The sequence below is a fragment of the Bradyrhizobium sp. NBAIM08 genome, from assembly GCF_020193935.1.
Taxonomy (GTDB): domain Bacteria; phylum Pseudomonadota; class Alphaproteobacteria; order Rhizobiales; family Xanthobacteraceae; genus Bradyrhizobium; species Bradyrhizobium yuanmingense.
Genome location: NZ_JADYVR010000006.1, coordinates 424,795 through 450,166, shown reverse-complemented (window position 1 = coordinate 450,166; position 25,372 = coordinate 424,795). Strand labels below are relative to the sequence as shown.

24 protein-coding genes are annotated in these 25,372 nt (G+C 65.6%); 12 read left to right on the top strand and 12 right to left on the bottom strand.

Annotated elements, in window-relative coordinates; translation table 11 throughout:
- Nucleotides 1-14: 14 nt before the first annotated feature.
- The 3 genes from I6F37_RS23005 to I6F37_RS22995 form a co-directional block, all read right to left on the bottom strand.
- Nucleotides 15-3,431: a CHAT domain-containing protein gene (locus tag I6F37_RS23005; RefSeq protein ID WP_036005899.1), complete on the bottom strand. Its 3,417-nt coding sequence runs from the start codon at nt 3,429-3,431 to the stop codon at nt 15-17.
- Nucleotides 3,432-3,644: 213 nt separating this feature from the next.
- The gene (locus tag I6F37_RS23000; protein ID WP_036005901.1) at nt 3,645-4,406 is read right to left on the bottom strand and encodes a hypothetical protein; all 762 of its coding nucleotides are present in this window, start codon (nt 4,404-4,406) and stop codon (nt 3,645-3,647) included.
- A gap of 16 nt (nt 4,407-4,422) precedes the next feature.
- The gene (locus I6F37_RS22995) at nt 4,423-4,611 is read right to left on the bottom strand and encodes a hypothetical protein (protein ID WP_036005903.1); all 189 of its coding nucleotides are present in this window, start codon (nt 4,609-4,611) and stop codon (nt 4,423-4,425) included.
- Between the two features lie 255 nt (nt 4,612-4,866).
- Here I6F37_RS22995 and I6F37_RS22990 point away from each other — a divergent pair, with 255 nt between their 5' ends.
- Nucleotides 4,867-5,841, top strand: a complete 975-nt coding sequence (locus I6F37_RS22990; RefSeq protein WP_036005905.1) for a DUF2336 domain-containing protein — start codon at nt 4,867-4,869, stop codon at nt 5,839-5,841.
- A gap of 84 nt (nt 5,842-5,925) precedes the next feature.
- On the opposite strand, the gene I6F37_RS22985 is transcribed toward I6F37_RS22990, so the two are convergent.
- The 4 genes from I6F37_RS22985 to I6F37_RS22970 form a co-directional block, all read right to left on the bottom strand.
- Complete coding sequence (locus tag I6F37_RS22985) at nt 5,926-6,270, bottom strand: DUF1491 family protein (protein ID WP_036005907.1); 345 nt, start codon at nt 6,268-6,270, stop codon at nt 5,926-5,928.
- A gap of 46 nt (nt 6,271-6,316) precedes the next feature.
- Nucleotides 6,317-6,529, bottom strand: coding sequence for a hypothetical protein (locus tag I6F37_RS22980; RefSeq protein ID WP_024339804.1), 213 nt, complete (start codon nt 6,527-6,529; stop codon nt 6,317-6,319).
- 147 nt (nt 6,530-6,676) lie between these two features.
- The gene (locus I6F37_RS22975) at nt 6,677-7,381 is read right to left on the bottom strand and encodes a peptidoglycan-binding domain-containing protein (RefSeq protein WP_036005910.1); all 705 of its coding nucleotides are present in this window, start codon (nt 7,379-7,381) and stop codon (nt 6,677-6,679) included.
- Nucleotides 7,374-9,239 (bottom strand): HAMP domain-containing sensor histidine kinase, encoded by a 1,866-nt coding sequence (locus I6F37_RS22970; RefSeq protein WP_036005911.1) that lies wholly within the window; start codon nt 9,237-9,239, stop codon nt 7,374-7,376. The genes I6F37_RS22975 and I6F37_RS22970 overlap by 8 nt, the downstream gene beginning before the upstream one ends.
- A gap of 411 nt (nt 9,240-9,650) precedes the next feature.
- Between I6F37_RS22970 and I6F37_RS22965 the strand changes: the two genes are divergently transcribed.
- Both I6F37_RS22965 and I6F37_RS22960 read left to right on the top strand, forming a co-directional pair.
- Nucleotides 9,651-10,109 carry a DUF5330 domain-containing protein gene (locus tag I6F37_RS22965; protein WP_036005913.1) on the top strand — a complete coding sequence of 153 codons (459 nt, stop codon included), beginning with the start codon at nt 9,651-9,653 and terminating at the stop codon, nt 10,107-10,109.
- A gap of 70 nt (nt 10,110-10,179) precedes the next feature.
- A complete protein-coding gene (locus I6F37_RS22960; RefSeq protein ID WP_036005915.1) occupies nt 10,180-10,608 on the top strand; it encodes a SufE family protein in 429 nt (142 codons plus the stop codon).
- A gap of 109 nt (nt 10,609-10,717) precedes the next feature.
- Here I6F37_RS22960 and I6F37_RS22955 read toward each other — a convergent pair whose 3' ends face one another.
- Complete coding sequence (locus tag I6F37_RS22955; protein ID WP_036005917.1) at nt 10,718-11,134, bottom strand: MucR family transcriptional regulator; 417 nt, start codon at nt 11,132-11,134, stop codon at nt 10,718-10,720.
- 147 nt (nt 11,135-11,281) lie between these two features.
- Nucleotides 11,282-12,148, bottom strand: coding sequence for a DUF308 domain-containing protein (locus I6F37_RS22950; protein WP_225127224.1), 867 nt, complete (start codon nt 12,146-12,148; stop codon nt 11,282-11,284).
- A gap of 329 nt (nt 12,149-12,477) precedes the next feature.
- On the opposite strand from I6F37_RS22950, the gene I6F37_RS22945 reads away from it, so the two are divergent.
- Both I6F37_RS22945 and I6F37_RS22940 read left to right on the top strand, forming a co-directional pair.
- A complete protein-coding gene (locus tag I6F37_RS22945) occupies nt 12,478-14,127 on the top strand; it encodes a glycosyltransferase family 39 protein (RefSeq protein ID WP_074447486.1) in 1,650 nt (549 codons plus the stop codon).
- A gap of 208 nt (nt 14,128-14,335) precedes the next feature.
- Nucleotides 14,336-15,115 carry a class II aldolase/adducin family protein gene (locus tag I6F37_RS22940; RefSeq protein WP_036005973.1) on the top strand — a complete coding sequence of 260 codons (780 nt, stop codon included), beginning with the start codon at nt 14,336-14,338 and terminating at the stop codon, nt 15,113-15,115.
- A 202-nt stretch (nt 15,116-15,317) separates the two neighbouring features.
- On the opposite strand, the gene I6F37_RS22935 is transcribed toward I6F37_RS22940, so the two are convergent.
- From I6F37_RS22935 to I6F37_RS22925, 3 genes are all read right to left on the bottom strand, one after another.
- Nucleotides 15,318-16,712: a M20/M25/M40 family metallo-hydrolase gene (locus I6F37_RS22935; RefSeq protein ID WP_036005975.1), complete on the bottom strand. Its 1,395-nt coding sequence runs from the start codon at nt 16,710-16,712 to the stop codon at nt 15,318-15,320.
- A gap of 17 nt (nt 16,713-16,729) precedes the next feature.
- Nucleotides 16,730-18,064 (bottom strand): glycosyltransferase family 87 protein, encoded by a 1,335-nt coding sequence (locus I6F37_RS22930; RefSeq protein ID WP_225152770.1) that lies wholly within the window; start codon nt 18,062-18,064, stop codon nt 16,730-16,732.
- Between the two features lie 170 nt (nt 18,065-18,234).
- On the bottom strand, nt 18,235-19,863 hold the full coding sequence (locus I6F37_RS22925) for a helicase HerA-like domain-containing protein (protein ID WP_074447487.1): 1,629 nt from the start codon (nt 19,861-19,863) through the stop codon (nt 18,235-18,237).
- Nucleotides 19,864-20,197: 334 nt separating this feature from the next.
- Here I6F37_RS22925 and I6F37_RS22920 point away from each other — a divergent pair, with 334 nt between their 5' ends.
- From I6F37_RS22920 to I6F37_RS22890, 7 genes are all read left to right on the top strand, one after another.
- Nucleotides 20,198-20,563 carry a hypothetical protein gene (locus tag I6F37_RS22920; protein WP_036042934.1) on the top strand — a complete coding sequence of 122 codons (366 nt, stop codon included), beginning with the start codon at nt 20,198-20,200 and terminating at the stop codon, nt 20,561-20,563.
- A gap of 24 nt (nt 20,564-20,587) precedes the next feature.
- Entirely contained in the window at nt 20,588-20,995 is a 408-nt protein-coding gene (locus I6F37_RS22915; RefSeq protein ID WP_036005985.1) for a DUF4332 domain-containing protein, read from the top strand.
- A 238-nt stretch (nt 20,996-21,233) separates the two neighbouring features.
- Nucleotides 21,234-22,094 (top strand): dihydropteroate synthase, encoded by an 861-nt coding sequence (gene folP / locus I6F37_RS22910; RefSeq protein ID WP_225127230.1) that lies wholly within the window; start codon nt 21,234-21,236, stop codon nt 22,092-22,094.
- Nucleotides 22,091-22,459, top strand: coding sequence for a dihydroneopterin aldolase (folB, locus tag I6F37_RS22905; protein WP_036005989.1), 369 nt, complete (start codon nt 22,091-22,093; stop codon nt 22,457-22,459). The genes folP and folB overlap by 4 nt, the downstream gene beginning before the upstream one ends.
- A 1-nt stretch (nt 22,460) precedes the next feature.
- On the top strand, nt 22,461-22,952 hold the full coding sequence (gene folK, locus I6F37_RS22900) for a 2-amino-4-hydroxy-6-hydroxymethyldihydropteridine diphosphokinase (protein WP_057027176.1): 492 nt from the start codon (nt 22,461-22,463) through the stop codon (nt 22,950-22,952).
- A gap of 82 nt (nt 22,953-23,034) precedes the next feature.
- Nucleotides 23,035-24,906, top strand: a complete 1,872-nt coding sequence (locus I6F37_RS22895) for a methylmalonyl-CoA mutase family protein (RefSeq protein WP_225152769.1) — start codon at nt 23,035-23,037, stop codon at nt 24,904-24,906.
- The gene (locus tag I6F37_RS22890; RefSeq protein ID WP_225152767.1) at nt 24,903-25,367 is read left to right on the top strand and encodes a GFA family protein; all 465 of its coding nucleotides are present in this window, start codon (nt 24,903-24,905) and stop codon (nt 25,365-25,367) included. The genes I6F37_RS22895 and I6F37_RS22890 overlap by 4 nt, the downstream gene beginning before the upstream one ends.
- Nucleotides 25,368-25,372 lie beyond the last annotated feature (5 nt).

Genomic DNA, 25,372 nt, shown 5'->3' with positions numbered 1-25,372 from the left:
CCCTTTCCCATTCGTCAACGCAAGCCGCCATCGCCGATGATCGTGTAAGGCGCCCAGAACAGCGGATGCGCATAGGCAAACTCGGTCTTGCCCTCGCTGTTGAGATAGCCGGGACCATCGACAAGAGCCATCGTCGCCTGGCGCAGCGCTTCGCTGCGCGACAGCTTGGGATCGTCGGCCTGTCGCTTGAACAGGTCCGTCACCAATTGCCGCGCCGACTGGGAGTGCACCGACCAGTTCGTCACCAGCAGGGCGCGCGTGCCGGCGTAGAAGAACGCGCGGCCCAGCCCGGAGGCCGCCTCGGCCCCTGCGCCGGCGCCGGCGCCGGTATTGCAGGCCGACAGGACGACCCAGTCCGCATCGAGCTTGAGACCGAGAATCTCTTCCATCGTCAGCAGTCCGTCGCCGCCCTCGCCCGTCACCACCGGCGACGACAGAGCGAGCGCCGGCTGCGTCAGCCCGTTGAGTTCGCCCGGGACTAGACCGTGGGTCGCAAAGGCCAGGATCCTGAAGCCGGAGAGATTCATCGTCTTCACCGCGCTCTCGGTCGCGCTCTTGCCGAGGAACAGCACCTTCGAGGGATCCGCCTGCAAGGCCAGCGCGATCGACTTCAACTCGTCCGCGGTGTCGGGCAAACGGGGCAACAGACCGAGTTCGGCGCTATCGACGCCGTCGAGCTTGGGACTGTTGCGCCGCTTCAGCGGCCCGCCGCGCGTGATGTTGCCGCCGGCATCGGCCAGCTGAATCTTCTCACCTGTGCCTTCCGCCTCGGCGTGCTGATCGCTGTTGAAATAGGGATCGCCGAACGCGACGAGGTCGCCGCGGCCGGGCTTGCCGGGCGGCAACTGCCGCAGCGTGCGCAGCGCCGCCGCCGACGGCACCGTCGACACGGCATGGGTTCGCGCCAGCCACGGCACGTTGCGATAACCGACGAAGAGCGGGTCTTCGTCGGCGGCCACCTCCGCCGGTGCCGTCGGCAACAAGGCGAGCGGCAGCAGGCCCAGCGCACCGTTGGTGACAACGATCAGGTTCTTGGCCGGCTTCCAGCCGCTCTCGACCGGCTTGAGCAGCAGCTCGTACAACTCATGGCCGAGCTTGAGATCGAAGGGCGGAATGTCCGAGATCATCGCGGCCTGCGGCTCGAGCGCTTCACGCAGCTTGCGTATCTTGCTCTCGATGTCGCCGATCCTGGCCTGGACGGCGGCGAATGCCACCGGCCCCGACTTCGGCACGGCCCAGACGAAGCTGCCGTTCTGGCCGAAATAGAACGACAGCATGGCCTCGCCGTCGGTCAGCGTCGCGCGGATCTCGGCGACGCTCGGCGGCCTGGGCGAGACGAGATCGGCATAGATCGGGAATTTCTGCTTGATCTCCTGGCGCGCCTTGTCGCGCTGGCCGCGCAACGCTGCGATCGAGGCCTGTATCTGCTGCACGCCTTTCTCGTCGCGTTCCGCTGCGGGAAGCGCGAGCACGTTGTTAAGCGTACCGAGCTGGGCGTTGACCTGCTTGCTCAGATCCTGCTCTTTCCGCACGAGCTCGGCGAGCGCGGGATCCTTTGCCGCCGCACGCGCACTCGAGGCAGCCAGCGCCTGCTGCACCGAGCGGCCGCGGACGGCATCGGCCAGGCTGAATGTCTCTTCGCCGACATTGGTGCCGCCTCCTTCCACCCTGCCGAGCAGCAGCAGATAGCTCTCGACGATGGTCTGCAGCCGCTGGCTGCGCGCGGCCACCACGGTCGTGTTCTCGTCGTCGGCGTTATCGTTGGCGCTCGCCATCATCACCGGAATGGCGGCCTTGAACTCCCTGATCGCGTCGGCATCGCGGCGGGCGCGCATCAATCCGACCGCCAGCGTGCCGCGTGCCGAGGCGGCGTCGAAATGATTCTCCCCCACCCGCGCGATCTGCCTCTTCACGAGCTGCTCCGCGGCGGCAATGCCGGCGTCCAGCTGCCCGGAATCATAGAGGGACAGGATGCGAGAGGGATTGAGCTCGAACACCTGGCGGCGCTGCGGGTCCCAGCCGGCGACGGCCTTTTCTATCCTCGCAAACATTTCGCCCGCTTCGGCGTTCTGGCGGCGAAGCGTCAGGATGCCCGCAAGCTGCGACAGCAACTGCACCGTCGCCTGCGAATCCTCGGGCACACCCACCGTCTTGTTGATGTCGAGGGCGACACGGCCGAGCTTCTCGGCCTCTTCGTAGCGGCCCTGGTCGACCAAAATGCCCGCCAGCCCCATGACGAAGCGCGGCGTGACCGGATTGTACTTGCCGGTATCCTTCAGGCGCGACAGCAGCGCGCGGCGCGCATCCACCTCGGCCTCGGCCAGCTTGCCCTGCTTCGCCTTCATGCGCGCCTGGCTCAACACGGTGCCATCGATCGCCTGCAGCAGAAGGGTCTCGGCCGGCGCACTGTCCGACGCCATGATGGCCTTCGTGCTTGCGCGCTTGCGCAGCTCGGCGGTGCGATAGGCGGCCTCGGCATCGGCGAACTGTCCGCGTGCCTCGAAGATCGCGGCGCGAGTGAGCTCCAGCTCGCCTTCCCAGCTCTGGCCGAACTTCGCATAGGCCGCACGCCAATTGGGATGGCCGCTGGTGCGGGCCTCCTGGATCGCGGTCTGGGTGCGGCGGAGATAGGCTTCGGCCTGTGCGAGGTCGCCCATCTGGATGAGAACGACCGCGATCCCGCGGTTTGTCACGAACTGAAATCCCTTGGCGCCCGGCATGCTGGCCGATTCGCGCAAAAGTCTCTGCATGATCTCGAGCGCGCGCTTCGGATCGCCCGCGAGCGAGTGTTGCAGGGACTGGAGCTGCAACATGCGCCCCAGCAAATTCGGGCCGACTGCGCCGCGCCCGACCTCCACGGCCTTGTCGGCGTCAGCCATCGCTTCGGCGAGCCGGCCGAGCTGCGCGCGTGCATTGGCGCGATCGAAATAGAGCTGCGCGAGGTCCTGGCGGGACTCCTTGCCCGTGGGCACGGCGTCGGCCTCCGACTTCAATTCCGCGATCATCTTCTCGTTGGGCTTGTCGCCGTCGAGGATCGCCGTGATGTCGGAGATGCTGCGCGGCGGGGCGACGAAATCCTTCGGCAGTGCCGTGCCTGCCTCGAGCTTGGGCGCCGTTTCCTTGGGAAGCTCGACGGCGACATTGGCGCGGCCATTGGCGGCATTGAGCGCCGCCATGACACAGGCCCTGACCTGCGGCGTTGCTTTTGCCCGGCAGGCTTCGAGATTTGCGCCTCCGGCAGGTCCGCCGCCGGCGCGCATGCAGGCCTGCACGATCGGCTTGCCGACCCTCATCCGGCAATTCTCGAGCGCTGCTTCCTTGGTCAGCGCGGCCGCGGAGCCAGTCGATCCGAGCAGAATGGCAACTGCCAACAGGCGGCCCGAGGAAATGTCCAGACGGCTCTTGCGCGGATGCGCGGCGTTTAAGCTCATCTCGAAGGACCTTTGGATAAAATGAATTCGAAGAAACGATGCGATCCTATCCGGCCGGCGCGGAAGGACAAGGGCCATCAATGCGGTTCCCGGAGAACCTCAACCAGGTGGGCGGCGGCAGGCGGCGCACTCCCGTGGAACCGGTCAGGCGGCCCGGGGAATCGGGCCGATCGGCCGCGGGGCGGCCGCGCTCAAAGGGCTGAGGACCCGTGCTTAGCCCTTCGAGACCACCGCGCGAGCATAGGGCGGTTGCCCCTGGACCGGCGGATTGGCGGTCTGGGCGGCGAGCTCGCCGATCAGGCGGTCGGCATCGGCGGCCATGCCGTCGGGGGCCTGGATCACCAGGCGCTCCAGCGCCCAGCGATAGGACGAGATGCGCTGCTCCAGGCATTGCTGCACCCACTGGATGATCAGCGAGTTCTCCTGCATGCGCGCGACCGCGTCGTCCCTCTCCCTCGGCGACAGCGCGGAGACACGCGCCATGCTGGCATCGCGCTTCCTGTCGAGATCGATGACGCGGATCGCGGATGCGAAGAACGGCTCGAAGCGGGTGATGTCGTTGCGCACGTCCTCGATCAGCTGCGCATAGCGCGAGGAATGCGAGCGGTGCGGCTCGTCGATCAGGGTGCGCCCGTACATGGTGCGGTCGAACACGACCTTCTGCAGCCACGGCGAGGGCAGCGCCTTGTAGTCGCCGAACACGCTCTTCCATGCGGGGCGCGACAGCGGCGGCTCGATCATGGGATAGGCGAGATCGCGAAGCTGGCGCTCTTCGTCGGTGAGCTGGAATTGCGATGGTCTCAGGCCGACGCTGGAGGTGACCTCCGCACCGAGCCAGCGATGCATGTCGTCGCTGCGCATGCTCTCGCGGGTGCGGCCGAAGTCGCCGCCGCTACACGCCGCGAGCAACGCGCCTAGCAGCGTGAGCAGGACGGCCGATAGGACAGGCCGGATCTGGCGGATGACGTCCGGCATTGCATGAAGCCGAATGTCAGCGGCGGCGACGACGGCGCCCCGGCGCTGTGCCCTGCTCCGGTCCGCGATCGCCGCTGGTTTCGTCCGCCTCGCGCTCGATTCGAATCACGGGAAGGATCAGAACCGTTCCCATGTCCGCGCGCGGAGCGACATCCCCGGACGAGCCCACCCGGCGACCGGCCGGAAATTCGATGATGGTCCCCATGTCAGCTCTCTTCAATTGCCGCGCGACCGAACGCGCCCCAGCAACATGCATTCATTAAGATCAGCTCATGGTTAACGGGGTGTAAACGGGCCGCTTCAACCGTAGCCGCACGGACCGCGCCGCGCCGTCCCGTTGCGGCACGACAACGCCTCAAATTGCAGGGCCGGCTTCACGCCTCGTTTTCCTTAACGAGGCTTTAAACGAAGCTGCGCTAGGCTCGCCCCCAAGTATCTTTCCCGAGTTGCGTACGCCTCCATGACCAAGTCGCTGTTTCCCGGATTCGACGGGCTGATGACCCTGTCCCGTCGCGAAGGTGTCGATGTCCGTCCGACGCTGCTGCGCGTGCTGACCGACCTCTATGTCCAGACGAGCACCCACAGCGACGACGAGCAGCGGCAATTCGTCGAGCTCGCCACGCGGCTGATCGACCAGGTCGACGATGCGACGCGCGCGGCCGTCAAGGCCCGCCTCGCGGTCTATCCGCAGACGCCCGTCCCGATCCTGCAGAAGCTCGGCCTGGTCGCCACCCAGGAAGGCCGCAGGGTTCCACTGGCCCGGGAGATCCCCGCCCCGCCGCGCGCGTCTGCTCCGGCGCGCGTGCCGACCGAGGCCGAGCAACGCATGGCCGCCAACTTGGCGATGCAGCCGAAAGAGGCGGCCGAGATCCACGACATGTTCTTCCGCGCCGGCGCCTCCGAGCGCGCGCTGATCCTGCACAATCTGGCGCAGACCCCGCTGAAAGCCGCCCCCCGTATTCCGACCGTGCGCGCCAAGCGCGCGATCCAGATCCTGGAGATGGCGGCGATCGCGGGCGATATCGAAAGCTTCACCTTCGAGCTCGGCGACAGCCTGATCCTGCCCTCGCGCGTCGCAGCCCAGATCGTCGACGATGCCGGCGGCGAGGCGCTTGCCGTTGCCGCACGCGCGCTCGACATGCCGAGCCCGGTGTTCCAGCGCATTCTCTTGTTCTTCAAGCCGGAGATCGGAACGTCCGTGAACGCCGTGTACCGCCTGTCGCGGCTCTATGACCGTCTCGCCGAGCGATCGGCGCTGGTGATGCTGGCGGCCTGGCGCGGCTCGACGCTCGCGGTCACCCGCGCGAAGTATCAGTCCTCGCTGCATGACGGGGAGCGCCAGCGCGCACGCGCCGGCGCGAGCCAGACGCGGCCGGGCGTGCAGCCCGGCTCGAGCCCGGCGGTGCGGACGGGGACTAATCCGTCGGATCGCTGATTTGCTTACGCCGCCGCAGCGAGCGGCAGCGGTGAGGCACGCAACGAACTCCAACCCCGTCATTGCGAGCAATGACGGTTGAAGCTACGCCTTGGCCAATTCCAGAAAATGCCGGCCCGCGCGATCCTCGGTCTCGACGATCCAGGCATCCGGATCGAAGCGGATTTCCTTGGTCAGCCGCTCCTCGATCGTGTGATCCGGCAGAGGCTGCGGCGCGACAGGGACGAAAAAGCGGTCGACCGGCCGGCCGTCGTCATAGACGGTCTGCGGCGCCGGCGCATACAGCATGGCATGGCCGTCGAGCAGCGACACCTTGACGAACACCGCGCCCGCCTCCTCGGCACCGCGACGCCGCACGGCGCCGAATACGCCCTCGGTCTGGCACCGGCGCAAGTAAGCCGCCACCCAAATATTGGATTTCAAACGCATGAATTCGACGATAGGCCAGCGCGAGGCCTCACGCCAGCTTTACGTCTCACGCCTTGCGCGTGCCGTCCTGACCACCGCGAATCTGCGTTGCGATGAAGTATGACAGCGGCATAGCGAGTGCAAATCCTACCGCCACGGCATAGGGGATGTTCCTGATGGCGTCGGCGGCAAAACTCGGGACCATCAGCACCACGATGAGGCTGATGCCCGCCAGCGTCGTGCCGAGCATGATCCAGACGAGAATCGAGACCTTGAACATGACGACCTCTCTTCCTTGATGAGATGAGCCATCTTGTTCCTGCGGCCGCCGGCCGTCATTGATCCCACTCAAATCGCAATCGTATCGGATCCGGTCCATCGTGCCGGCGCCGGCAATTGACCTGCGTCAACGACACTCGACGTGCGGCTATTCGACCGGGCGGCCGATCGCAGCGGCGAGCTCGCGCAGCAGCCGGTCCGAGACCTGGCCGGTGACCTGCATCTTGTGCTCGCGCTCGAACTTCTGGATCGCGGCCTGGGTCTCGCCGCTCATGGTGCCCGTGATCTTCAGATTGCCGTAGCCGTATTCGGACAGCGCGCGCTGCACGCCGGCGATGCGGCGTGCGGCCGGGCTTTGCGCCGGGATCGGCGCCGGCGGACGCAGGGCCGCGGGCGGCGTCGAGGTGGTCGCCTTGACCAGATTGGTCATCGGATCATTCGAGCGCGTCGAGGCGGTCGCCTCGACCGGCTTTTCGGCAGCACGCTCGGCGGGCTTGGGCTCGGCAGGCTTAGGCTCGACACGGAACTCGGTCGCGCGCGGCTCGAGCGGCGAGGTATCGGCGCCGACGGGGCGCGGACGCGGCATGGGATTCGACAGCGGCACGGACGACGGCGCGGGAAGATTGATCACCGTGCCGAACATCGGCGCGGGATGCCGGCCGGTCTGGAGGAACAGCGCATTGGCAACGATCGCGGCGATCGCGGCGACGGCGACGAGGCCGGCCAGCGTGTCCTTGGGGCTGTGCAGCAGCACGCGCATCACGAGGTTGCGCTCGGTCTCGACGTCGACAACCGCAGCTTTGGCGCCACGGCGGCGCGGAGCGGCTTCGTCCTTGGCAGACTTCTTAGGCACTTTTCTTCACCAGAGCGGGTTGGTCCTGAGACTGGTCGTGAGCTTGGTCTTGAAGATCCTGACCTTGAAGTTCTTGGCGCAGCACAGGCGTCAGCGTCGCAATCTTGCGCTCGGCCGGCTTGGCTTGCGGCGGCGTGTAGACGAGCGGCAGCTTGACGGTGACCGCCGTGCCCTCGCCCAACCTGCTTTGTACCGTCAATTCGCCGAGATGCAACGCCACGAGACTCTTCACGATCGAAAGTCCAAGGCCGGTGCCCTCGTGACGGCGCTGATAGGTCGTGCCGGCCTGGAAGAACGGCGCGCCGATGCGCTTGAGATCGTCGGACGCGATGCCGACGCCGGTGTCGCTGATGCGCAGCGTCAGCTGCGAGCCGGACACCGCGGCCGATACGCAGACCTGACCGCCGCGCTCTGTGAACTTGATGGCGTTGGCGACGAGGTTGAGCACGATCTGCTTGAAGGCCCTGGGATCGCCGGTCATGACGGGCAGGTCCTGCGGCGCGTCGGTGATCAGGTCGATGCCGTTCTCCCGCGCCTTCAGCGCCAGCAGATTGCAGCAATGCAATAGCGAAGCGCGCGGCGCGAACGGCTCGGACGCGATCTCGAAATTGCCCGATTCCATCTTCGACATGTCCAGGATGCCGTTGACGACCGACAGCAGGTGCTGGCCGGAATCGTTGATCAGCTGGGCGTATTCCTTGCGCTGCGCAGCACCCAGCATCAAGGCCTGCTCCTGCGCGATCATCTCGGAGAAGCCGATGATGGCGTTGAGCGGCGTGCGCAGCTCGTGGCTCATGGTGGCGAGGAAGCGCGTCTTGGCGGCATCGGCCGCCTCGGCGGCGCTGCGCGCCTGGTCCAGCGCCTGCTCGAAAAGCTTGCGGTCGGTGACGTCGCGCATCACCGCGACGACTTCGGCTTCGCACGTGACGTCACGCCCGCTGTCCTGATCGAGCGGACGGCAGCGCATCTCGACCCAGATGAAATCGACCTGGCCGCGCTCGGCGGCGGGCTCGCGCCGCAGCCTGAACTCGACGCTGCGCACCTCGCCGCGCGCCGCGTCGGACAGTGCCGTGAGATAGGCCGGCCGATCGGCGACATGGACACGGTCGAACAGGCCGTGGCCGAGCAGTTGCGCCACCTGCGCTCCGAGCATGGCCTCCACCGCCGGCGAGATGAATTGCACCGCACCGTTGCGCTGATGCCGCGAGATGACATCGCTCATGTTGCGCGCCAGCAGGCGGTAACGCTCCTCCTCGCGCGACAACAGCGCGACGCTGGTGCGCGCGAGCGATTCCGCGCCGAAGGCGAGGCCGGCGGCATAAAGAGTGGCAGACGTGACCCCGAAAGCCATCAGCACGCCGCGCTCGGCGGCACTCGGCTCAACCACCGGCAGCCAGCCGAGCTGGCTGACCAGAATCAGCATTCCGGCGCAGGACAGCGCAAGCAGCGAGGCAAACGCCGCGACGCGGCGCGAGGCCGACAGCGCAGCTTCGAGCGGAACCACGATCAGCCAGACCGCGGCGAAGGATTCGATGCCGCCTGTCGTGATCGCGACAGCCATGATCAGGCCGGCGAGCGCCAGCGACGACAGCACGTGTGCGCCCTCGTAACGGCCGGTGCGCGACAGGAACCAGGACAACATGATCGGCGCGATCAGCCAGGCAAAGGCCGCGACCTCGATCGCGCTCGGCGCGCCGCGCATGGCGAGATAGACCGGAAATGCAGCGAAGGCGGCGAGGCTGCCGAGCAGCCGCGGTGCCATGAAGGCGCGATGGCGCGCGCGCATCAGCGCATCGTAGCGCGCGGAGGGATGCAGCAGTGCATCGAGACAATCGCGGATGATACTCAAAACTGTCACGGGTCTCGCGCTTCGGCTCAATCGTCTCTTGGAAGACGCGCCGGAACGCCTCCTTGTCGTTGAGCCACCGTGTCAGAGCGACCTTAAACGAGTGCTAAGGCGGCACAGCGTGTGGCCGGACACCGCGTTATCGCGGAGCTTTTTAGACGATTTGGCGACGTCTTCGCTGCGAATGGTGAACGCGGGGTTTCGCCCTGCTCCGCATGGTTTCGAATTGGTGGATGCGGGCGGCCGGCAGAACCATGGGTACGGGCGTCAATCGAAAATTTACCGGAACGTCGCTGCGGAAGAATTTTGCGTCAATTTTCCGCGAATTAAGCTCAAGGCAATCACTTGCGATTTATCGAGGATCGCTAGGTCCGACATCCGCGGAGATCGCCGCGGGCGGAGTCTAACGGACAGGTCGATAAGATGCGCTTTCTGCTCCGCATCACATTCTGGCTCGGGCTGGTGCTGGTGCTCCTGCCGCGGGACAAGACGCCCGAATCGGACAAGCTGCCGCAGATCGGCGCCGCCGATGCGGTGCAGGCCGCGACCGCGGCCGTTTCCGACGTGACCCAGTTCTGCAAGCGCCAGCCGGCGGCCTGCGAGGTCGGCGGCCAGGCCGCGACCATCATCGGCCAGCGCGCCCAGGACGGCGCGAAGAAGCTCTATCAGATCATCAACGACAAGAAGGAGCAGATCACCAACGACAAGATCGACGGCGGCAGGAACGACGGCAGCAAGACCGACAGCAAGAAGGCGCCCGACCATACCGGCTCGATCGCGCTGGCCGGCGAAGGCGATTTTGCAGCGAGCGAGGCGCCGCGCGATACCCTGACCCAGGACGACCTTGCGCTCGAATGGCGCGGACCGGGGCCGGCGAATTAAGCGTCCAGGCCCTATCGATTTCAGGGCTTCGCGTCTCTATATTGGCGGTAGGCGGGAACTGCGGGCCGATATGACGACGATTGACGACATCAGGGACAATTTCGAGCTTCTGGACGAGTGGGACGACCGCTACCGGTACGTCATCGAGCTCGGCCGCACTCTGGAACCGCTGCCGGAGGCGGAACACTCGGCCGAGAACAAGGTGCAGGGCTGCGTCAGCCAGGTCTGGCTGCAGAAGACGGTCGATCGCAGCAATGGCGAGCCGGTCCTGAAATATCGCGGCGACAGTGACGCCCATATCGTGCGCGGGCTGGTCGCGATCGTGCTCGCGCTGTATTCGGGCCGCACGCCGCGGGAGATCCTCAATACCGACGCGATCGCCGTGTTCAACGAGTTCGGCTTTCGCGATCATCTGACGCCGCAGCGCTCCAATGGCCTGCGCTCGATGGTCGAGCGCATCAAGACCGATGCGAGAGAGGCGCTCGCGGAAGCGTCGTAAGATGCTCTCGTAGGGTGGGCAAAGCGGAGCGTGCCCACCTTCTGTGTGCAATCAACGTAAACGCGTGGGCACGGCGCTTTGCGCCTTTGCCCACCCTACAAGACCCCGACTACTTCCGCTTCCGCTGCTGCTGCCCGAGGCCCATCTGCTTGGCCAGTTGCGAGCGCGCCACCGCATAGTTCGGGGCGACCATGGGATAGTCGGCCGGCAAGCCCCACTTCTCGCGGTACTGCTCCGGCGTCATGTTGTACTGCGTGCGCAGATGGCGCTTCAGCGACTTGAAGCGCTTGCCGTCTTCGAGGCACACGAGATAATCGGGCGCGATCGACTTCTTGAGCGAGACGGCGGGCTTGGCCGGCTCCAGCGGCGCGGTCTCGGTGCGGCCTGACGAGACCCGCACCAAGGCGCCATGCACCTGACTGATCAGGTTCGGAATCTCGGCCGCCGGCGTCGGATTGTTGCTGAGATAGGCCGACACGATGCTCGCGGTCAGCTCGATGAAATTCTTCGCCCCCGCATCCGACATGCGCCCTCCCTTGTCCGCTTGTGGCTTACAGGATTGACGACACCGAAGTATTCCCTGTCAAGAATACATTCGGCTGAAACACGATGACTGACGGCGAGGCACTGATTACTGGTGAAAAGCGCCCGTCTACTTGAGCGCGCGGTCGCTTCAACCGCGCTGGTCGAGATGGGCACGGAGCTCGTCGATCGAGGCAAAGCGCATCATGCCCTCCGGCATCTGCGCCTCGATGGAGCCATCGGAATAGAGCGAATACGCCATGCCATCGACGACGCCGGACTTGAGCACCGTCACCGGCGGGGGCTCCACGGGCGGCGGCGGCTCGGGCGCCGGCTCAGGAGCGGTCTCTGCCAAGGTCGACGGCGAGCGCGGCGGCGGCGGACGGCGTTGGGCGGCCGGCGGCTCCGGCGGGCGCGCACGGTCCGGCTTCGGCCAGGCGACGTCAAAGCTCGCAGGGGGCGAAAGGTTCGGGGCCTCGCTGGGCTCCTTGGACGGCGGGGCAGTTTCAGTGGATTTTGCTTCCGCGCGCTCGCGCTCCTTGCGCGAGGTCGAGGCGAACAGCAGGTTGCGCCGGCGCGACGCTTCCGGAGCGGGAGGCGGTGTCGGGGCTTCCGGCTCCTGCTGCGGTGCCTCGGCACGCGGCCGCTCGCGCGCTGCAGCTTCGCTCTGCCACGGCGGCGGACTTGCGGGCGGTGGCGGCGGCGCCGGCTCGGCTCTCACCGCCGCAGCGGGCACCGGCTCGGGCGCGACTACGCCAGGCACAGCGAGGCCCGGCAGCGCGGGCCTGACCCGAACCTCGGATGGCGCGACCGCACCGGCCAGCCGGCGTGCGATGCCCCTGAGCTCGAGCAGCACCAGATGCAGGCCGACCAGTAACATTCCGGAGCAGACGCCAATGGTGCCGGAGACTATGAGAGTCCCACCGAGGCTGAATTCCCTGATCGTCATGCCGAAAATCACCGCGAGGAGACCCGCCAGCACGGCGCAAATCCCCACGATCAGCAATGCCAAATTCATCGAACTCACCCCCGGCCGCGCATCACGCGCGAGAACCGCTACGCCACGATACCGTCATACGCTGTTCCACGCCAACGGCCAATTCTGGGCGGTGTTCCTAAAGGGAAGGAAATCAGGGACTTATTCACATTCCCTTCAGCCGGGGCTCGCTACTGCTAAAGCTGCTCGCAACGTCATCTGAATGGGTGCCAACCGGAATTGCTGCGTCGCATCAGGAATTTAGCCATAATGCCCAATTACTTGGTAATGGAACTGCGCTATAGGGAGTCCGGGGTTGAGGCCCGCGCGCGCCAGCAGGGCCAAAAGGGGATTCCGGGGCACCGATAGCCATGACATCCATCACGACTTCGGCGATCGACACGCCTCAGCGGCGCTCGATCGAACGGACTTGCGACGATCTCGCCATGCTGGTGCTGGCCGCGGTCGCCGTCATTGCAGGCTTGACCTTCCGCGACTACGGGCTCGGCTGGGACGACTACACCCACGCCGAATATGCCGACCTGCTGCTGCGCATGTTCGGTTCCGGCTTCAAGGACACCGCGGCGCTCTCCTTCGCCAATCTCTACATGTATGGCGGCGGCTTCGACATGGTCGCGGCCCTGCTGCACAAGGTCATTCCGCTCGAGCTGTTCGAGACCCGCCGTCTGGTCGGCGCCATCGTCGGCGTAATCGGGCTTGCCGTGACATGGCGGCTCGGCCGCCGCATCGGCGGACCGCTTGCCGGTCTGGCTTCCCTCCTCCTGCTTGCGCTCTGCCCGACCTTTTACGGCCACATGTTCATGAACCCGAAGGATGCACCCTTCGCGGTCGCCATGGTCGTCCTGATGCTCGGCCTCGTCCGCCTCGCCGAGGAATATCCGCAGCCATCGCCGCGCACGATCCTGATCGTCGGCTTGGGGGCCGGCCTTTCGCTCGGCTGCCGTGTTCTCGGCGGACTCGCGCTCGTCTACGCCGTGGTCGGCTTCGTGCCGCTGTTCCTGGAGGAATTGCGCACCGAAGGTCCGCGCGAATCCGTTCGCCGCTTCGCCCATGTCGTCTATGTGTTGCTGCCAGGCCTCGTGCTCGGCTACCTCGTGATGGGCCTGATCTGGCCGTGGTCGATCATGGAGCCAGGCAATCCCTTGGCGGCGCTGACCTACTTCTCGCATTTCTTCGAGAAGCCGTGGAAGGAGATGTTCGACGGTGCGATCGTATCGGTGCCCGACATGCCCTGGTCGTATCTGCCGACGCTGTTCGCCCTGCAGCTGCCCGAGGTGATGCTGGTTCTGATGGGCGGTGCGATCGTCAGCACCTTCGCCATGCTGCCGCGGCGCGAGGTTCCGGCACGCCGCAAGACCATCCTCCTGATGCTGACGCTGGCTGCTACCCTGCCGCTCGCGATCGCGATGGTGAAGCGCCCGGCGCTCTACAACGGCATCCGCCATTTCGTCTTCGTGATCCCGCCGATGGCGGTGCTCGGCGGCGTCGCCTTCGCCTGGACCATGGAGCGCCTGCGGGCCAATCACCGCACCTGGCAGCCGGTCGTGCTCGCCACCTTCTGCTTCGGCCTTGCGCTGTCGCTCGCCGAGATGATCCGGCTGCACCCCTATCAATACACGCACTTCAACCACATTGCCGGCACCGTGCGCGGCGCCGACGACCGCTTCATGCTGGACTATTGGGGCCTCGCCTTGAAGCAGGCCTCCGACGGATTGCGCGAGCAGCTCGTCGAGCGCCAGGAAGTGCCGCCCGGCAACCGCAAATGGAAGGTGGCGGTGTGCGGTCCGCAGCGCCCGGCCCAGGTGGCGCTCGGGCCCGACTTCACCATCGGCTGGGATTCCAACGCGGCCGATTTCGCCATGACGCTCGGCGAGTTCTACTGCAAGGGCCTCACCGCCCCGGTCATGGTCGAGATCAAGCGCGACGACGTGGTGTTCGCCCGCGTCTACGACATCCGGGGGCGCGGCATTTCCAGCCTGCTGTCGATCCCGGCACCGTAGGATTTCTCCGTATCCGTAGCCCGGATGGAGCGAAGCGTAATCCGGGACCTGTGGCATCGTGCGAGCTGCCCCGCATTCCGCTTCGCTCCATGCGGGCTACGCGCTCCATGCGGGCCACGCTTGACAGCCACGCTCCTCGCGCCTTGCCGCAAGCCTCTCCCGCGACTACGCTCCTCCTCCGCAACAACGAGGTTCGGAGAGATCAGCCATGTCGCCAGCAGAAGCCCGCCTGAGGGAAGTCCCCTCCAACATGACGGAGGCGGAGTGGCAGCAACGGGTCAATCTCGCCGCATGCTATCGCCTGGTCGCGCTGTACGGCTGGGACGATCTGGTCGACACCCACATCTCCGCGCGCGTGCCCGGTCCCGACCATCACTTCCTGATCAATCCCTACGGGCTGATGTTCGAGGAAATCACGGCCTCCAGCCTCGTCAAGGTCGACCTGCACGGCAATCAGCTCTCCGAGAGCGAGTACAGCATCAATCCTGCCGGCTTCACCATCCATTCGGCGATCCACGAGGTGCGCGAGGACGCGATCTGCGTGCTGCATCTCCACACCCTCGACGGAACCGCGGTGTCGAGCAGCGCGGAAGGGCTCTTGCCCCTGAACCAGACCGCCCAGCTCGTCACCCACGACCTCGCCTATCACGACTATGAAGGCATCGCGCTCGACCACGAGGAGCGGCCGCGGCTGCAGAAGGATCTCGGCGACCACAACCACATGCTGCTGCGCAATCACGGCACGCTGACGGTCGGCCGCTCGGTCGCCTCCGCGTTCGAGCGCATGTACCATCTCGAGCGCGCCTGCTCGATGCAGGTGCGCACGCGCGCGCTCGGCACGCCGGTCTATCCGGTCGAGGAGATCGCGATCGAGAAGAACACCGAGCTGCTCGCCAACCGCGACCGCGCCGAGCTGCGCGCAAACAACCTCGTGTGGCCGCCCTTGCTGCGCAAGCTCGACCGCGTCAATCCCGGCTACCGGTCTTGAGATATTCACGAAATTGAGGTAGTGTTTCCGTCGAACTACCTCTGCACGTATTGGAATGAAACGCCGCCCAATTCCGGGCGGCGTTTTTGTTTCGTGAACTTCGTAGGGTGGATTAGCGAAGCGTAATCCACCTCTTCTCTTGGTGCAGCCCGCAAGAGTTGGTGGATTACGCCTTCGGCTAATCCACCCTACCGCACCGTGCCTATTTCACCTCCGCCAGCGCGGCGAGGATCCTTGCCCAGGAGCGGATGCCCTTCTGGAAGCTCTGCAGGTCGTATTTCTCGTTCGGCGAGTGGATGTTGTCGTCGTCGAGGCCAAACCCCACCAGCAGCGAGTCGAGGCCGAGCGTGCGCTTGAAGTCGGCGACGATCGGGATCGAGGCGCCCGAGCCCATCAGCACGGTCTCCTTGCCCCATTCCTCCGCGAGCGCCTTGCTGGCGGCGGCGAGCGGCTTCATGGTCCAGTCGAGCGCGACTGCGGGCGCGGCGGAATGGTCGCCGAACTCGACCTTGCAGTCGCCGGGAATGCGCGCCGTCACGTAATCACGGAAGGCCTTGCGGATCTTTTGCGGGTCCTGGCCCTGAACCAGGCGGAACGAGACCTTGGCCGAAGCATGCGAGGGGATCACGGTCTTGGAGCCCTCGCCGATATAGCCGCCCCAGATGCCGTTGACATCGCAGGTCGGGCGCGTCGAGGCCTGCTCGACCAGCAGCCTGCCCTTCTCGCCAGCCGGGAGCGACAGCCCGACCGGCTTGAGAAAGGTCTCGGGCGTGAAATCGAGCTGCTTCCACTGCTCCAGGATATCGGGCGGCGTGTCCTTCACGCCGTCATAGAAGCCGGGGATGGTGATGCGGTTGTCGTCGTCGAACAGGCCACCCAGGATCTTCGTGAGCAGGCGGATCGGGTTCATCGCGGTGCCGCCGAACACGCCGGAATGCAGATCGCGATTGGCGGCGGTGATCTTGAGCTCTTCATAGAGCAGGCCGCGCAGCGAGGTCGTGATCGCCGGCGTTTTGCGGTCCCACATGCTGGTGTCGCACACCAGCACGTAATCGGCCTTGAACTCGTCCTTGTTGGCCTCGATGAAGGGCACGAAGTTCTTCGAGCCGACCTCCTCCTCGCCCTCGATCAGGAAGGTGACGTCGACCGGCAGCGAGCCCGTCACCTTCTTCCAGGCGCGGCAGGCCTCGACGAACGTCATCACCTGCCCTTTGTCGTCCTCGGCGCCGCGCGCGACGATGATCTTGCGGCCGTCGGCATGATCGGTGACGACGGGCTCGAACGGCGGACGGTGCCAGAGATCAAGCGGGTCGACCGGCTGCACATCGTAATGGCCGTAGAACAGCACGTGCGGCCGGCCGCCCGCGCCGGTCTTGCCGACGACGGCGGGATGACCCGCGGTCGGCCTCACCTCGGTGGCAACACCGAGGCTGGCGATGTCCCTGGCGAGATGCTCGGCGGCAGCCTTGCAATCATCGGCGAAGGCGGGATCGGCCGAGATCGACTTGATCCGCAACAACGAGAACAGGCGCTGCAGGCTGTTATCGAAATCCTTGTCGATGTGGTCGAGCACGGATTGGAGCTGCGCGTTGGCCATGATTGCTATCCTGATTGTTAAGTCTCAAGAGGTCCGGGTTTTAGCGCCGGTGCAGCCTTAGGGCTAGCCGCAAGCGGCGGATGCCGGATGTGCCAGACGAGACACCCTGCGAGGATGGCGGTCGCAGCGAGGTTGTTGCCCCAAGCCTGGAAGGCGAGCGGAAACCACGGCAGCGACAACAGCATGAGGATGCCGGCCGCACTGAGGGCAAGCCAGGTTCCCAGGCGCACATGCGCTCGCTCGTCGAAGGCGGCCCGATGCATCAACACCGTCACCGGGAAGTACAGCCACATGAAATAGTATTGCCGGGCCAGAGGCGAGGCGACCGTCATGAGACAGAACAAGATGCCGAGCTCTTCGGCATCCGAGCGCGCCGTCCGCCGCGCTTGCCGCGGCATGACCGCAACGAAGCCGAGCCCGAGCAGCGCCGACAGCGCGAGCACGATCCAGTTCGCCGTCCTGTAGTTGACCTCGATCAGATTCATGGTGCGCGGCGGCTTGCTGGGATCGTCCTGATTGTAGTTGATCGGCCGGACCAGCCGATGCGTGACGGCAATGAGGGACTGGTTGACCCACGACCAGTTCTGCTCGTCACGCTGGCCAAAGCCCTTTTCCGAGCTGGTCCCGACCATGCCCTGGTACCAGGTCGCCAGCTCGGCCGCGTTGCGCTCGAAGCCGCGGATCGGTGCCGGCACGACATAGAGAAGAATGCCGGTGAAGACGATCGCGCTGACCAGGGCCGCCCATTTGCGCCGCCAGGCCAGATAGGGCAGCACGGCGATCGGGAACACCTTGATGGCGGCGGCGAGCGCGAACATGAAGCCGGCCAGCCACGATCGCTGATGCCGCAAGCTCCAGAAGCCGTAGAGCATCATCGCCAGCAGGAGGAGGTTCGGCTGGCCGAGGTCGAACATGTCGAACACGAAGGTCACGGTGGCGACGACCGGCAGCGCCTCGAGCCAACGACCCGGCGCGCGGTCCGAGCCGGTCATGACCTGGGAGAACGCCGCGGTGTACCACCACGCCACGGCGTTCAAGATCGACAGGACGACATAGAGCGGGATCTTGCCGAACCAGCTCGGGATCGCCAGCAGGATTGCCGGCAGCGGTGGATAGATGAAATCGAAATGCTCGACGGCCGTGGCAGGATACAGCGGCCCACCCTCCAGGACCTGCTGTCCGGCCCAGTACCAGAGCGAGTAGTCCTTGGTCTTGCCGCGGCCGAAAATCTCGGGGACAAGCACGTCGGCGATCAGGAGGACGCAGCAGAGCAGAAAAAGCAGATCCAGCGGCGCAACCAGCGACGGGCGTCTGGGTGCGTCAGGCTTGGCCAACGGGGCGGGCGGGGTCACGATGTAGTCCTGAGCGGCGACGACACAGGACCTAGCAGACCGGCGAAGGCTTGCAGAGCCCTTCACCTGAATTTGTGCGCCGTGGTAGCTCGGACGAGCAGATATCAGGCGACGGTCAACGTTCTAGAGCTTCACCGGATACGACGACTGCCTCAAACCGGGCGCTCTGCCTAACGCCGTAGCAATCCGCCGAGCGCGCCGCGGACCAGCGTACGGCCGATCGAGCCGCCGAGCTGGCCGCCGAGCGACTTGCCGATATTGGCGGCCATCCCGCCGATCACCTGGTTGGTGACCGATCGCGTCACGTCGCGGGCAATGACCTGGCCGGTCGACAGACGACCTCGCTTGACGTTGGTGCCGAAGATGGTGCCGACGATCGAGCCGATCTGGCCGAGAACGCCGCCGCCTGCGCCGGCTCCACCATCTTGTGCGTCGGCAGGCGCAGCCGTGCCGGCTACGCGCTTCTGCAGCATCTCATTGGCGGACTCACGATCCACCGCGGTATCGTATTTGCCCTTCACCGGGCTCCTGCTCATGATCGCCTTGCGCTCCTCGGGCGTGATCGGCCCGATCCGCGCCGTCGGCGGCCGGATCATCACCCGCTCCACCATCGAAGGCGTGCCGTTGCCCTCGAGGAAGGACACCAGCGCCTCGCCCTTGCCGAGCTCCGTGATCACCTTGGCGGTGTCGAGCTTCGGGTTGGGCCGGAAGGTCTGCGCCGCAGCGGCGACCGCCTTCTGGTCGCGCGGCGTGAAGGCGCGCAGCGCATGCTGCACGCGACCGCCCAATTGGGCCAACACCTTGTCCGGCACGTCGATCGGATTCTGGGTGACGAAATAGACACCGACGCCCTTGGAGCGGATCAGACGAACCACCTGCTCGATCTTGTCCATCAACGCCTTCGGCGCATCGTTGAACAGCAGATGCGCCTCGTCGAAAAAGAACACCAGTTTTGGCTTCGGCAGGTCGCCGGCTTCCGGCAATTCCTCAAACAACTCCGACAGCAACCACAACAGAAAGGTAGCGTAAAGCCTGGGGCTCTCCATCAGCTTGTCGGCAACCAGGATGTTGACGATGCCGCGACCGTCGCTATCGGTCTTCATGAAATCCTTCAGCTCCAGTGCAGGCTCACCGAAGAATTTCGTTCCGCCCTGGTTTTCCAGCACCAGCAGCTGGCGTTGAATGGTTCCAACCGTCGCCTTGCTCACATTGCCGAAGCTCTGCGCGGCCTTCCGGATCTCGGCTAACGGATCTTCCTCAGCATCCGGTCCCTTCTTGCCGCTGGCGGGCACGATCGCATCCAACAGCGATCGCAGATCCTTCATGTCCAACAATGGCAGGCCGTTCTCGTCCGCGACGCGGAATGCGACGTTGAGAACCCCTTCCTGCACCTCGTTCAGGTCGAGCATCCGCGCCAGCAATAGCGGCCCCATTTCGGTGACGGTGGCGCGGACCGGATGTCCCTGCTCGCCGAACACGTCCCAGAACACGGTCGAGAACTGGTCCGGCTGAAACTTGAGACCCATTTCGCCGGCGCGCTTGAGGATGAAGTCTTTGGCCTCGCCGACTTCCGAGATGCCGGAGAGGTCGCCCTTGATGTCGGCCGCGAAGACCGGAACACCGGCGCGCGCAAATCCTTCCGCCATCACTTGCAGCGACACGGTCTTGCCGGTTCCGGTTGCACCCGTGACGAGGCCGTGGCGATTGGCCAGCGCAAGCGTCAGCCAAGCCTGCTCGTCTCCCTTGCCGACGAAGATCTTGTCGTCGGTATCGCCGAGCTTGCTGTCCTGTGCGGTCATTATTCTCTCTGATCTTTCTGCCGAGTTTCGCGTCGCGAAACCCGAATGCACTCCGCAGTTTAACGCATCTCGTGCGCCGATTAAATCGGTTCAGCGGCTCCTGCGCATGCGACATTGTCGGACCGGACGGACGCGATCAGCCCAAAGTAGCAACGAGGCGTTCGCATAGCGGCAATTTTTCGCCGATTCGCTCTAGGCTCTTGCACGGCGGCAACACTTTTCGCGCGTTCGCGACGGCGCCTGCGTTCATCGCTTGTATTTCACGTCACACCGGCTCAAGATCATTCTCGAAAGCAATATTCCGGCATGCAAACCGGCTGAGGGGCGGGGTCTTATGGACGAGCTGATCGGACGGCTGGCGACAAACGCCAGCATAGATGGTGCTGTCGCTGAAAAGACCGTCGGCATTATCCTGGCCTTCCTTCGCAACGAGGGCCCTTCCGACAGTGTGCAGGCCCTGATCGACCAGATCCCCGGAGCGGAAGCTGCGATCGAAGCCTCCAAGAGCGGTGGCGGTCTGTCGCGGCTGATGGGCGGCGGCTTGATGGCCGTCGGCACCCGCCTGATGAGCCTGGGGCTCGGCATGTCCGAGATTCAAAACGTCGCCCGTGAACTTTTCCGCTACGGGCGAGACAAAATCGGAGCGGATCAGATGGGCAAGATCATCGCGGGGACGCCGGGCCTCAGCCAGTTCGCCTGAGCGACGCTTTTCATATCGAGCATCATGACATATCCGATTTCCGAGATTGAGGGCCTGCCGGCCTTTGCCGCCAACAAGTTGAAGGCGCAAGGAATCCGCACCACCGACGCGCTGCTCGAGGCGGCGTCCACCGTGAAGGGCCGCAAGGCGCTTTCGGCCAAGACCGGCATCAGCGAGCAGCAATTGCTGGAATGGGCCAACGTCTCCGACTACATGCGCATCCCCGGCATGGGCAGGGCCAAGGTCGGGCTCGTCCGCGCCGCCGGCGTCACGACGGTGCGGGAGCTCGCCTATCGAAATCCGGCAAGGTTGGCGCAGAGCATGCGCGAGGCCAACGAGAAGAAGAAGCTGGTCCGCGTCCTGCCTTCCGAGAAGTCGGTCGGCGACATCATCGCCAAGGCCAAGAAGCTGCCGCCGAAGATTACGTATTAGCGCTGCGGACCAAGCTGGAGAGGTTGGGGTACCACTGCTCCCAGATCGTCATTGCGAGCGCAGCGAAGCAATCCAGAATCTTGCCGCGGTGACAGTCTGGATTGCTTCGCTGCGCTCGCAATGACGGAGGGTGAGCAAGAACATCGCATCCTCTCGGCCGTCTGCACGCATCGGAATGGCCGCGAATGGCCCCAATCCCGTCTTGACTCCCCCTGCCCGACAGCGCAATGCCACGCGCATGAATGCCTCGCCCTCCCCTTCCGTCCCGCCGGCCGGCTCGGCCGGGATCGGCGCACTGCGGACGCTCGTGGGCCGGCGGCTTCCTGCGGTGATGGGCGTGCTCAACATCACCCCGGATTCCTTCTCCGACGGCGGCGAGTTCATCGCGCCAGCGCGCGCGCTGGAGCGGGCGCGGGCGATGATCGCCGCCGGCGTCGACATCATCGATATCGGCGCCGAATCCACCCGGCCCTACAAGGGCGCCCGGCCAGTCACGGCGGCGGAAGAGCTCGCGCGGCTGAAGCCGGTGCTCTCGGACGTCGTGGCGCTCGGTGTGCCCGTCTCGATCGACAGCATGAAGGCGGAGGTGGTGGCCTTCGCGCTCGACCAGGGCGCGGGGATCGCCAACGACGTCTGGGGCCTGCAAAACGACACCGCCATGGCGCCGCTGATCGCCGCGAGGGGCGTGCCCGTCATCGTCATGCACAACCGCGACAGCGTCGATCCCGCCATCGACATCGTCGCTGACATCAAGACATTCTTCCTGCGCTCGCTCGATATTGCCGCGAAGGCAGGTATCGCGCGCGAAAAAATCGTGCTCGATCCCGGGATCGGCTTCGGCAAGACCGCCGAGCAGAGCATGACCGCGCTGGCGCGCTTGCGCGAGCTCGACATGTTCGGCCTGCCGATCCTGGTCGGCGCCTCGCGAAAACGCTTCATCGCCTCGGTGTCGCCGTCGGAACCATCGGAGCGGCTCGCCGGCTCGATCGCCGCGCATCTGATCGCCGCGCAGCGCGGCGCCAAGATCATCCGGACCCACGACGTCGCCGAAACCCTGCAGGCCCTGCGGGTGGCGCAGGCCATCGAGAGCAAGCAATGACCGACACGATCTTCGTCACCGGCCTGTCGATCCATGCCCGCCACGGCGTGATGGATCACGAAACCGAGGTCGGCCAGCGTTTCGTCATCGATCTCGAGCTCTATACCGACCTGTCCGAGCCTGCGCGCAGCGACCGGCTCGCGGACACGGTGTCCTACGCCGACGTCGTGGCGACGACGACGGCGGCGTTCAAGAACACCAATTACAAACTCCTGGAGCGCGCGGCCGGCGCGGTGGCCGATGCCATCCTGTCGCACTTTCCGCGCATCCGCGCCGTGAAGGTCACCGTGCACAAGCCGCACGCGCCGATCGCCGCGATCTTCGACGATGTCGGCATCGTGCTGACGCGCTCGCGGCATCCCTAGCATGGCGAGCGTGCTGATCGCACTCGGCGGCAATGTCGGCGATGTCCGCGCGACGTTCAAGAAGGCGATCGCTCATATCTGCGGCATGGCACAGGCGGCGCTGATCGCGCGCTCGTCCGACTATACGACCCCGCCCTGGGGCGACGAGGACCAGGATCCCTTCATCAATGCCTGCATCGAGATCGAGACCAGCCTCGATCCGCATGCGCTATTGTTCGTGCTGCAGAAAGTCGAGCAGAAGTTCGGCCGCATGCGAACCAAGGCGCGGCGCTGGGGTCCACGCACGCTCGATCTCGACATGATCGCCTATGACGATGTCTCCTTGCAGAAGCCCGACCTGACGCTGCCGCATCCGCGCCTGTTCGAACGCGCCTTCGTGCTGGTGCCGCTGGCCGAAATCGCACCCGACCGCGTGATCTCGGGCATTCGTGTGCGTGACGGGCTCGCCAGCGTCTCGGCGCAAGGCATTGAGCGGCTTCCGGATACCGGTTAACCAAAAACAACCGTTTGCAGGAACGGTCCGCCGTGGCAATTTCGCCTGCGAATAACAAGACGTTTCGGGAGCCCCGCGCCGCATGACCTCCGTGACTGACGACCTGCCGCTGGCGGCGGATTTTCCCAAGGCCACGCCTGAGGACTGGCGCAAGCTGGTCGACGGCGTGCTGAAGGGCGCGCCGTTCGAGAAGCTGGTCGGCAAGACCTATGACGGCATCAAGATCGAACCGCTCTATCCGCGCGCGAAGGGCGTTGCGCCGGTGATGGGTCGGCCGCCGGCCGCACCGTGGCAGGTCGTGCAGCGGATCGACCATCCCGATGCGGCGCTCGCGAATGCGCAGGCACTGCAGGATCTGGAGAACGGTGCGACCGGGCTCGCGCTGGTGTTCGCCGGCGCCAATGGCGCGCGCGGTTTCGGCCTGGAACCGTCGGCCGAGGCGGTGGCAAAGATCCTGAAAGACATTCACCTCGACGCCGGCATCGGCATCGAGCTCGAGATCGGACCGCAATCGCGGATGGCCGCGATCCATGTCGCGGAATATGTGAAGAGCAACGGCCTCGATCCCGGCACCTGCAACATCCGCTTCGGGCTGGATCCGCTCGCGGCGGGCGCGGTGTGGGGCCACAGCCCCTATACCTGGGACGAAATTGCCCCCGTGATTACGGGCGCCATCAAGGGCCTCGCCGGGCTCGGCTTCAAGGGGCCGTTCGCCTCCGCCGACGGCCGCGTGGTCCATGATGCCGGCGGCTCGGAGGTGCAGGAGCTCGCTTTCGTGCTCGCCTGCGGCGTCGCTTACCTGCGCGCGATCGAAGGCGCGGGCATTCCGCTGGAAGCCGCGCAGGACATGGTCTATGCGCGGCTCGCCGCCGATGCCGACCAATTCCTGACCATGGCCAAGTTCCGCGCCCTGCGGCTGCTATGGGCGCGCATCGAGACCGCTTGCGGACTGACGCCGAAACCGCTGTTCATCGCGGCCGATACCGCCTGGCGCATGCTGACGCAACGCGATCCCTACGTGAACATGCTGCGCGCGACGATGGCGGCGTTCGCCGCGGGACTGGCCGGTGCCAACGCCATCAACGTGCTGCCGCATACGCTGGCGCTCGGCCTGCCCGATCCGTTCGCGCGGCGCGTGGCGCGCAACACGCAGCTTCTGCTGCTGGAAGAATGCAACCTCGCCAAGGTCAGCGATCCCGCGGCGGGGGCTGGCGGCATCGAGACGCTGACGGCGCAGCTGTGCGATGCCGCGTGGGCCTTGTTCCAGGAGAGCGAGAGCGCCGGTGGCGCGTTCGCGGCGCTTCAGCAGGGTGTGTTCCAAAGCAAGGTCGCGGCCACGCGCAAGGCGCGCGAGGCCAATATCGCGAAGCGCCGGGACATACTGACCGGCGCCAGCGAGTTTCCGAACCTGCACGAGAGCGAAGCCACTGTCCTGAAGGCAGCGCCGATCGCGCTTCCGCCCTACGGCGAACAGACCTACAAGTTCGAGGCGCTGCCGCCGATCCGTCTCGCGGAACCGTTCGAGGCGCTGCGCGACAAATCCGACACGATGTTGAAGGCACGGGGCGCACGGCCAAAGGTGTTCCTGGCCAATCTCGGCACGCCCGCCGATTTCACCGCGCGCGCGACGTTCGCGAAGAGCTTCTTCGAGGCGGGCGGCATTGAGGCCGTCTACAGCGAGGGCTTTGCCGATCCGGCCAAGCTGGCCGCGGCCTTCAAGGCCTCCGGCGCCGAGCTGGCCTGTCTGTGTTCCAGCGACAAGGTCTATGCGGAACACGCCGAAGCCGCGGCAAAGGCCCTGCAATTGGCCGGCGGGCGACATATCTACCTGGCGGGCCGGCCGGCCGAGGCCGAGGCGGCGCTGCGAGCCGCCGGCGTCACGGGCTTTGTCTTCGCCGGAGGCGATGCGCTTGCGGCATTGCAGGACGCCTACCGACGGATGGAACAGCGATGACCGACACCAGCAAACCCGTTCTCACCGGCGGCTGCCAATGCGGCGCCGTGCGATTTGCGGTCATGACGGCGCCGACCAGGATTTCGATCTGCCACTGCCGGATGTGCCAGAAGGCGAGCGGCGCGCCGTTCGCCTCTTTGGCCGACATCAACAAGACCGATTTCGCCTGGACCAAGGGCGAGCCGTCGTTCTTCCGCTCCTCCTCGATCGCCGATCGCGGCTTTTGCGCCGCCTGCGGCACGCCGCTGAGTTTCGGCCGCATCGACGGCGACCGCATCGAGATCATGACCGGCACCTTCGACCGCCCGGACCGGGTGGTGCCGACGCGTCAGTTCGGCATCGAATCCCGCCTCGGCTGGGTGGTCGGCATCGCCAATCTGCCGAGCCAGACCACGCAACAGAACTACGGACCGGAGAAGATGGCGACCATCGTCAGCCATCAGCATCCGGATCATGATTGAGGCGG

Bases quoted from the DNA above. Each gene is read 5' to 3' on its own strand.
- I6F37_RS23005 (WP_036005899.1), bottom strand. From the start codon at position 3,431: ATGAGCTTAAACGCCGCGCATCCGCGCAAGAGCCGTCTGGACATTTCC.
- I6F37_RS23000 (WP_036005901.1), bottom strand. From the start codon at position 4,406: ATGCCGGACGTCATCCGCCAGATCCGGCCTGTCCTATCGGCCGTCCTG.
- I6F37_RS22995 (WP_036005903.1), bottom strand. From the start codon at position 4,611: ATGGGGACCATCATCGAATTTCCGGCCGGTCGCCGGGTGGGCTCGTCC.
- I6F37_RS22990 (WP_036005905.1), top strand. From the start codon at position 4,867: ATGACCAAGTCGCTGTTTCCCGGATTCGACGGGCTGATGACCCTGTCC.
- I6F37_RS22985 (WP_036005907.1), bottom strand. From the start codon at position 6,270: ATGCGTTTGAAATCCAATATTTGGGTGGCGGCTTACTTGCGCCGGTGC.
- I6F37_RS22980 (WP_024339804.1), bottom strand. From the start codon at position 6,529: ATGTTCAAGGTCTCGATTCTCGTCTGGATCATGCTCGGCACGACGCTG.
- I6F37_RS22965 (WP_036005913.1), top strand. From the start codon at position 9,651: ATGCGCTTTCTGCTCCGCATCACATTCTGGCTCGGGCTGGTGCTGGTG.
- I6F37_RS22960 (WP_036005915.1), top strand. From the start codon at position 10,180: ATGACGACGATTGACGACATCAGGGACAATTTCGAGCTTCTGGACGAG.
- I6F37_RS22955 (WP_036005917.1), bottom strand. From the start codon at position 11,134: ATGTCGGATGCGGGGGCGAAGAATTTCATCGAGCTGACCGCGAGCATC.
- I6F37_RS22950 (WP_225127224.1), bottom strand. From the start codon at position 12,148: ATGAATTTGGCATTGCTGATCGTGGGGATTTGCGCCGTGCTGGCGGGT.
- I6F37_RS22945 (WP_074447486.1), top strand. From the start codon at position 12,478: ATGACATCCATCACGACTTCGGCGATCGACACGCCTCAGCGGCGCTCG.
- I6F37_RS22940 (WP_036005973.1), top strand. From the start codon at position 14,336: ATGTCGCCAGCAGAAGCCCGCCTGAGGGAAGTCCCCTCCAACATGACG.
- I6F37_RS22935 (WP_036005975.1), bottom strand. From the start codon at position 16,712: ATGGCCAACGCGCAGCTCCAATCCGTGCTCGACCACATCGACAAGGAT.
- I6F37_RS22925 (WP_074447487.1), bottom strand. From the start codon at position 19,863: ATGACCGCACAGGACAGCAAGCTCGGCGATACCGACGACAAGATCTTC.
- I6F37_RS22920 (WP_036042934.1), top strand. From the start codon at position 20,198: ATGGACGAGCTGATCGGACGGCTGGCGACAAACGCCAGCATAGATGGT.
- I6F37_RS22915 (WP_036005985.1), top strand. From the start codon at position 20,588: ATGACATATCCGATTTCCGAGATTGAGGGCCTGCCGGCCTTTGCCGCC.
- folP (WP_225127230.1), top strand. From the start codon at position 21,234: ATGAATGCCTCGCCCTCCCCTTCCGTCCCGCCGGCCGGCTCGGCCGGG.
- folB (WP_036005989.1), top strand. From the start codon at position 22,091: ATGACCGACACGATCTTCGTCACCGGCCTGTCGATCCATGCCCGCCAC.
- folK (WP_057027176.1), top strand. From the start codon at position 22,461: ATGGCGAGCGTGCTGATCGCACTCGGCGGCAATGTCGGCGATGTCCGC.
- I6F37_RS22895 (WP_225152769.1), top strand. From the start codon at position 23,035: ATGACCTCCGTGACTGACGACCTGCCGCTGGCGGCGGATTTTCCCAAG.
- I6F37_RS22890 (WP_225152767.1), top strand. From the start codon at position 24,903: ATGACCGACACCAGCAAACCCGTTCTCACCGGCGGCTGCCAATGCGGC.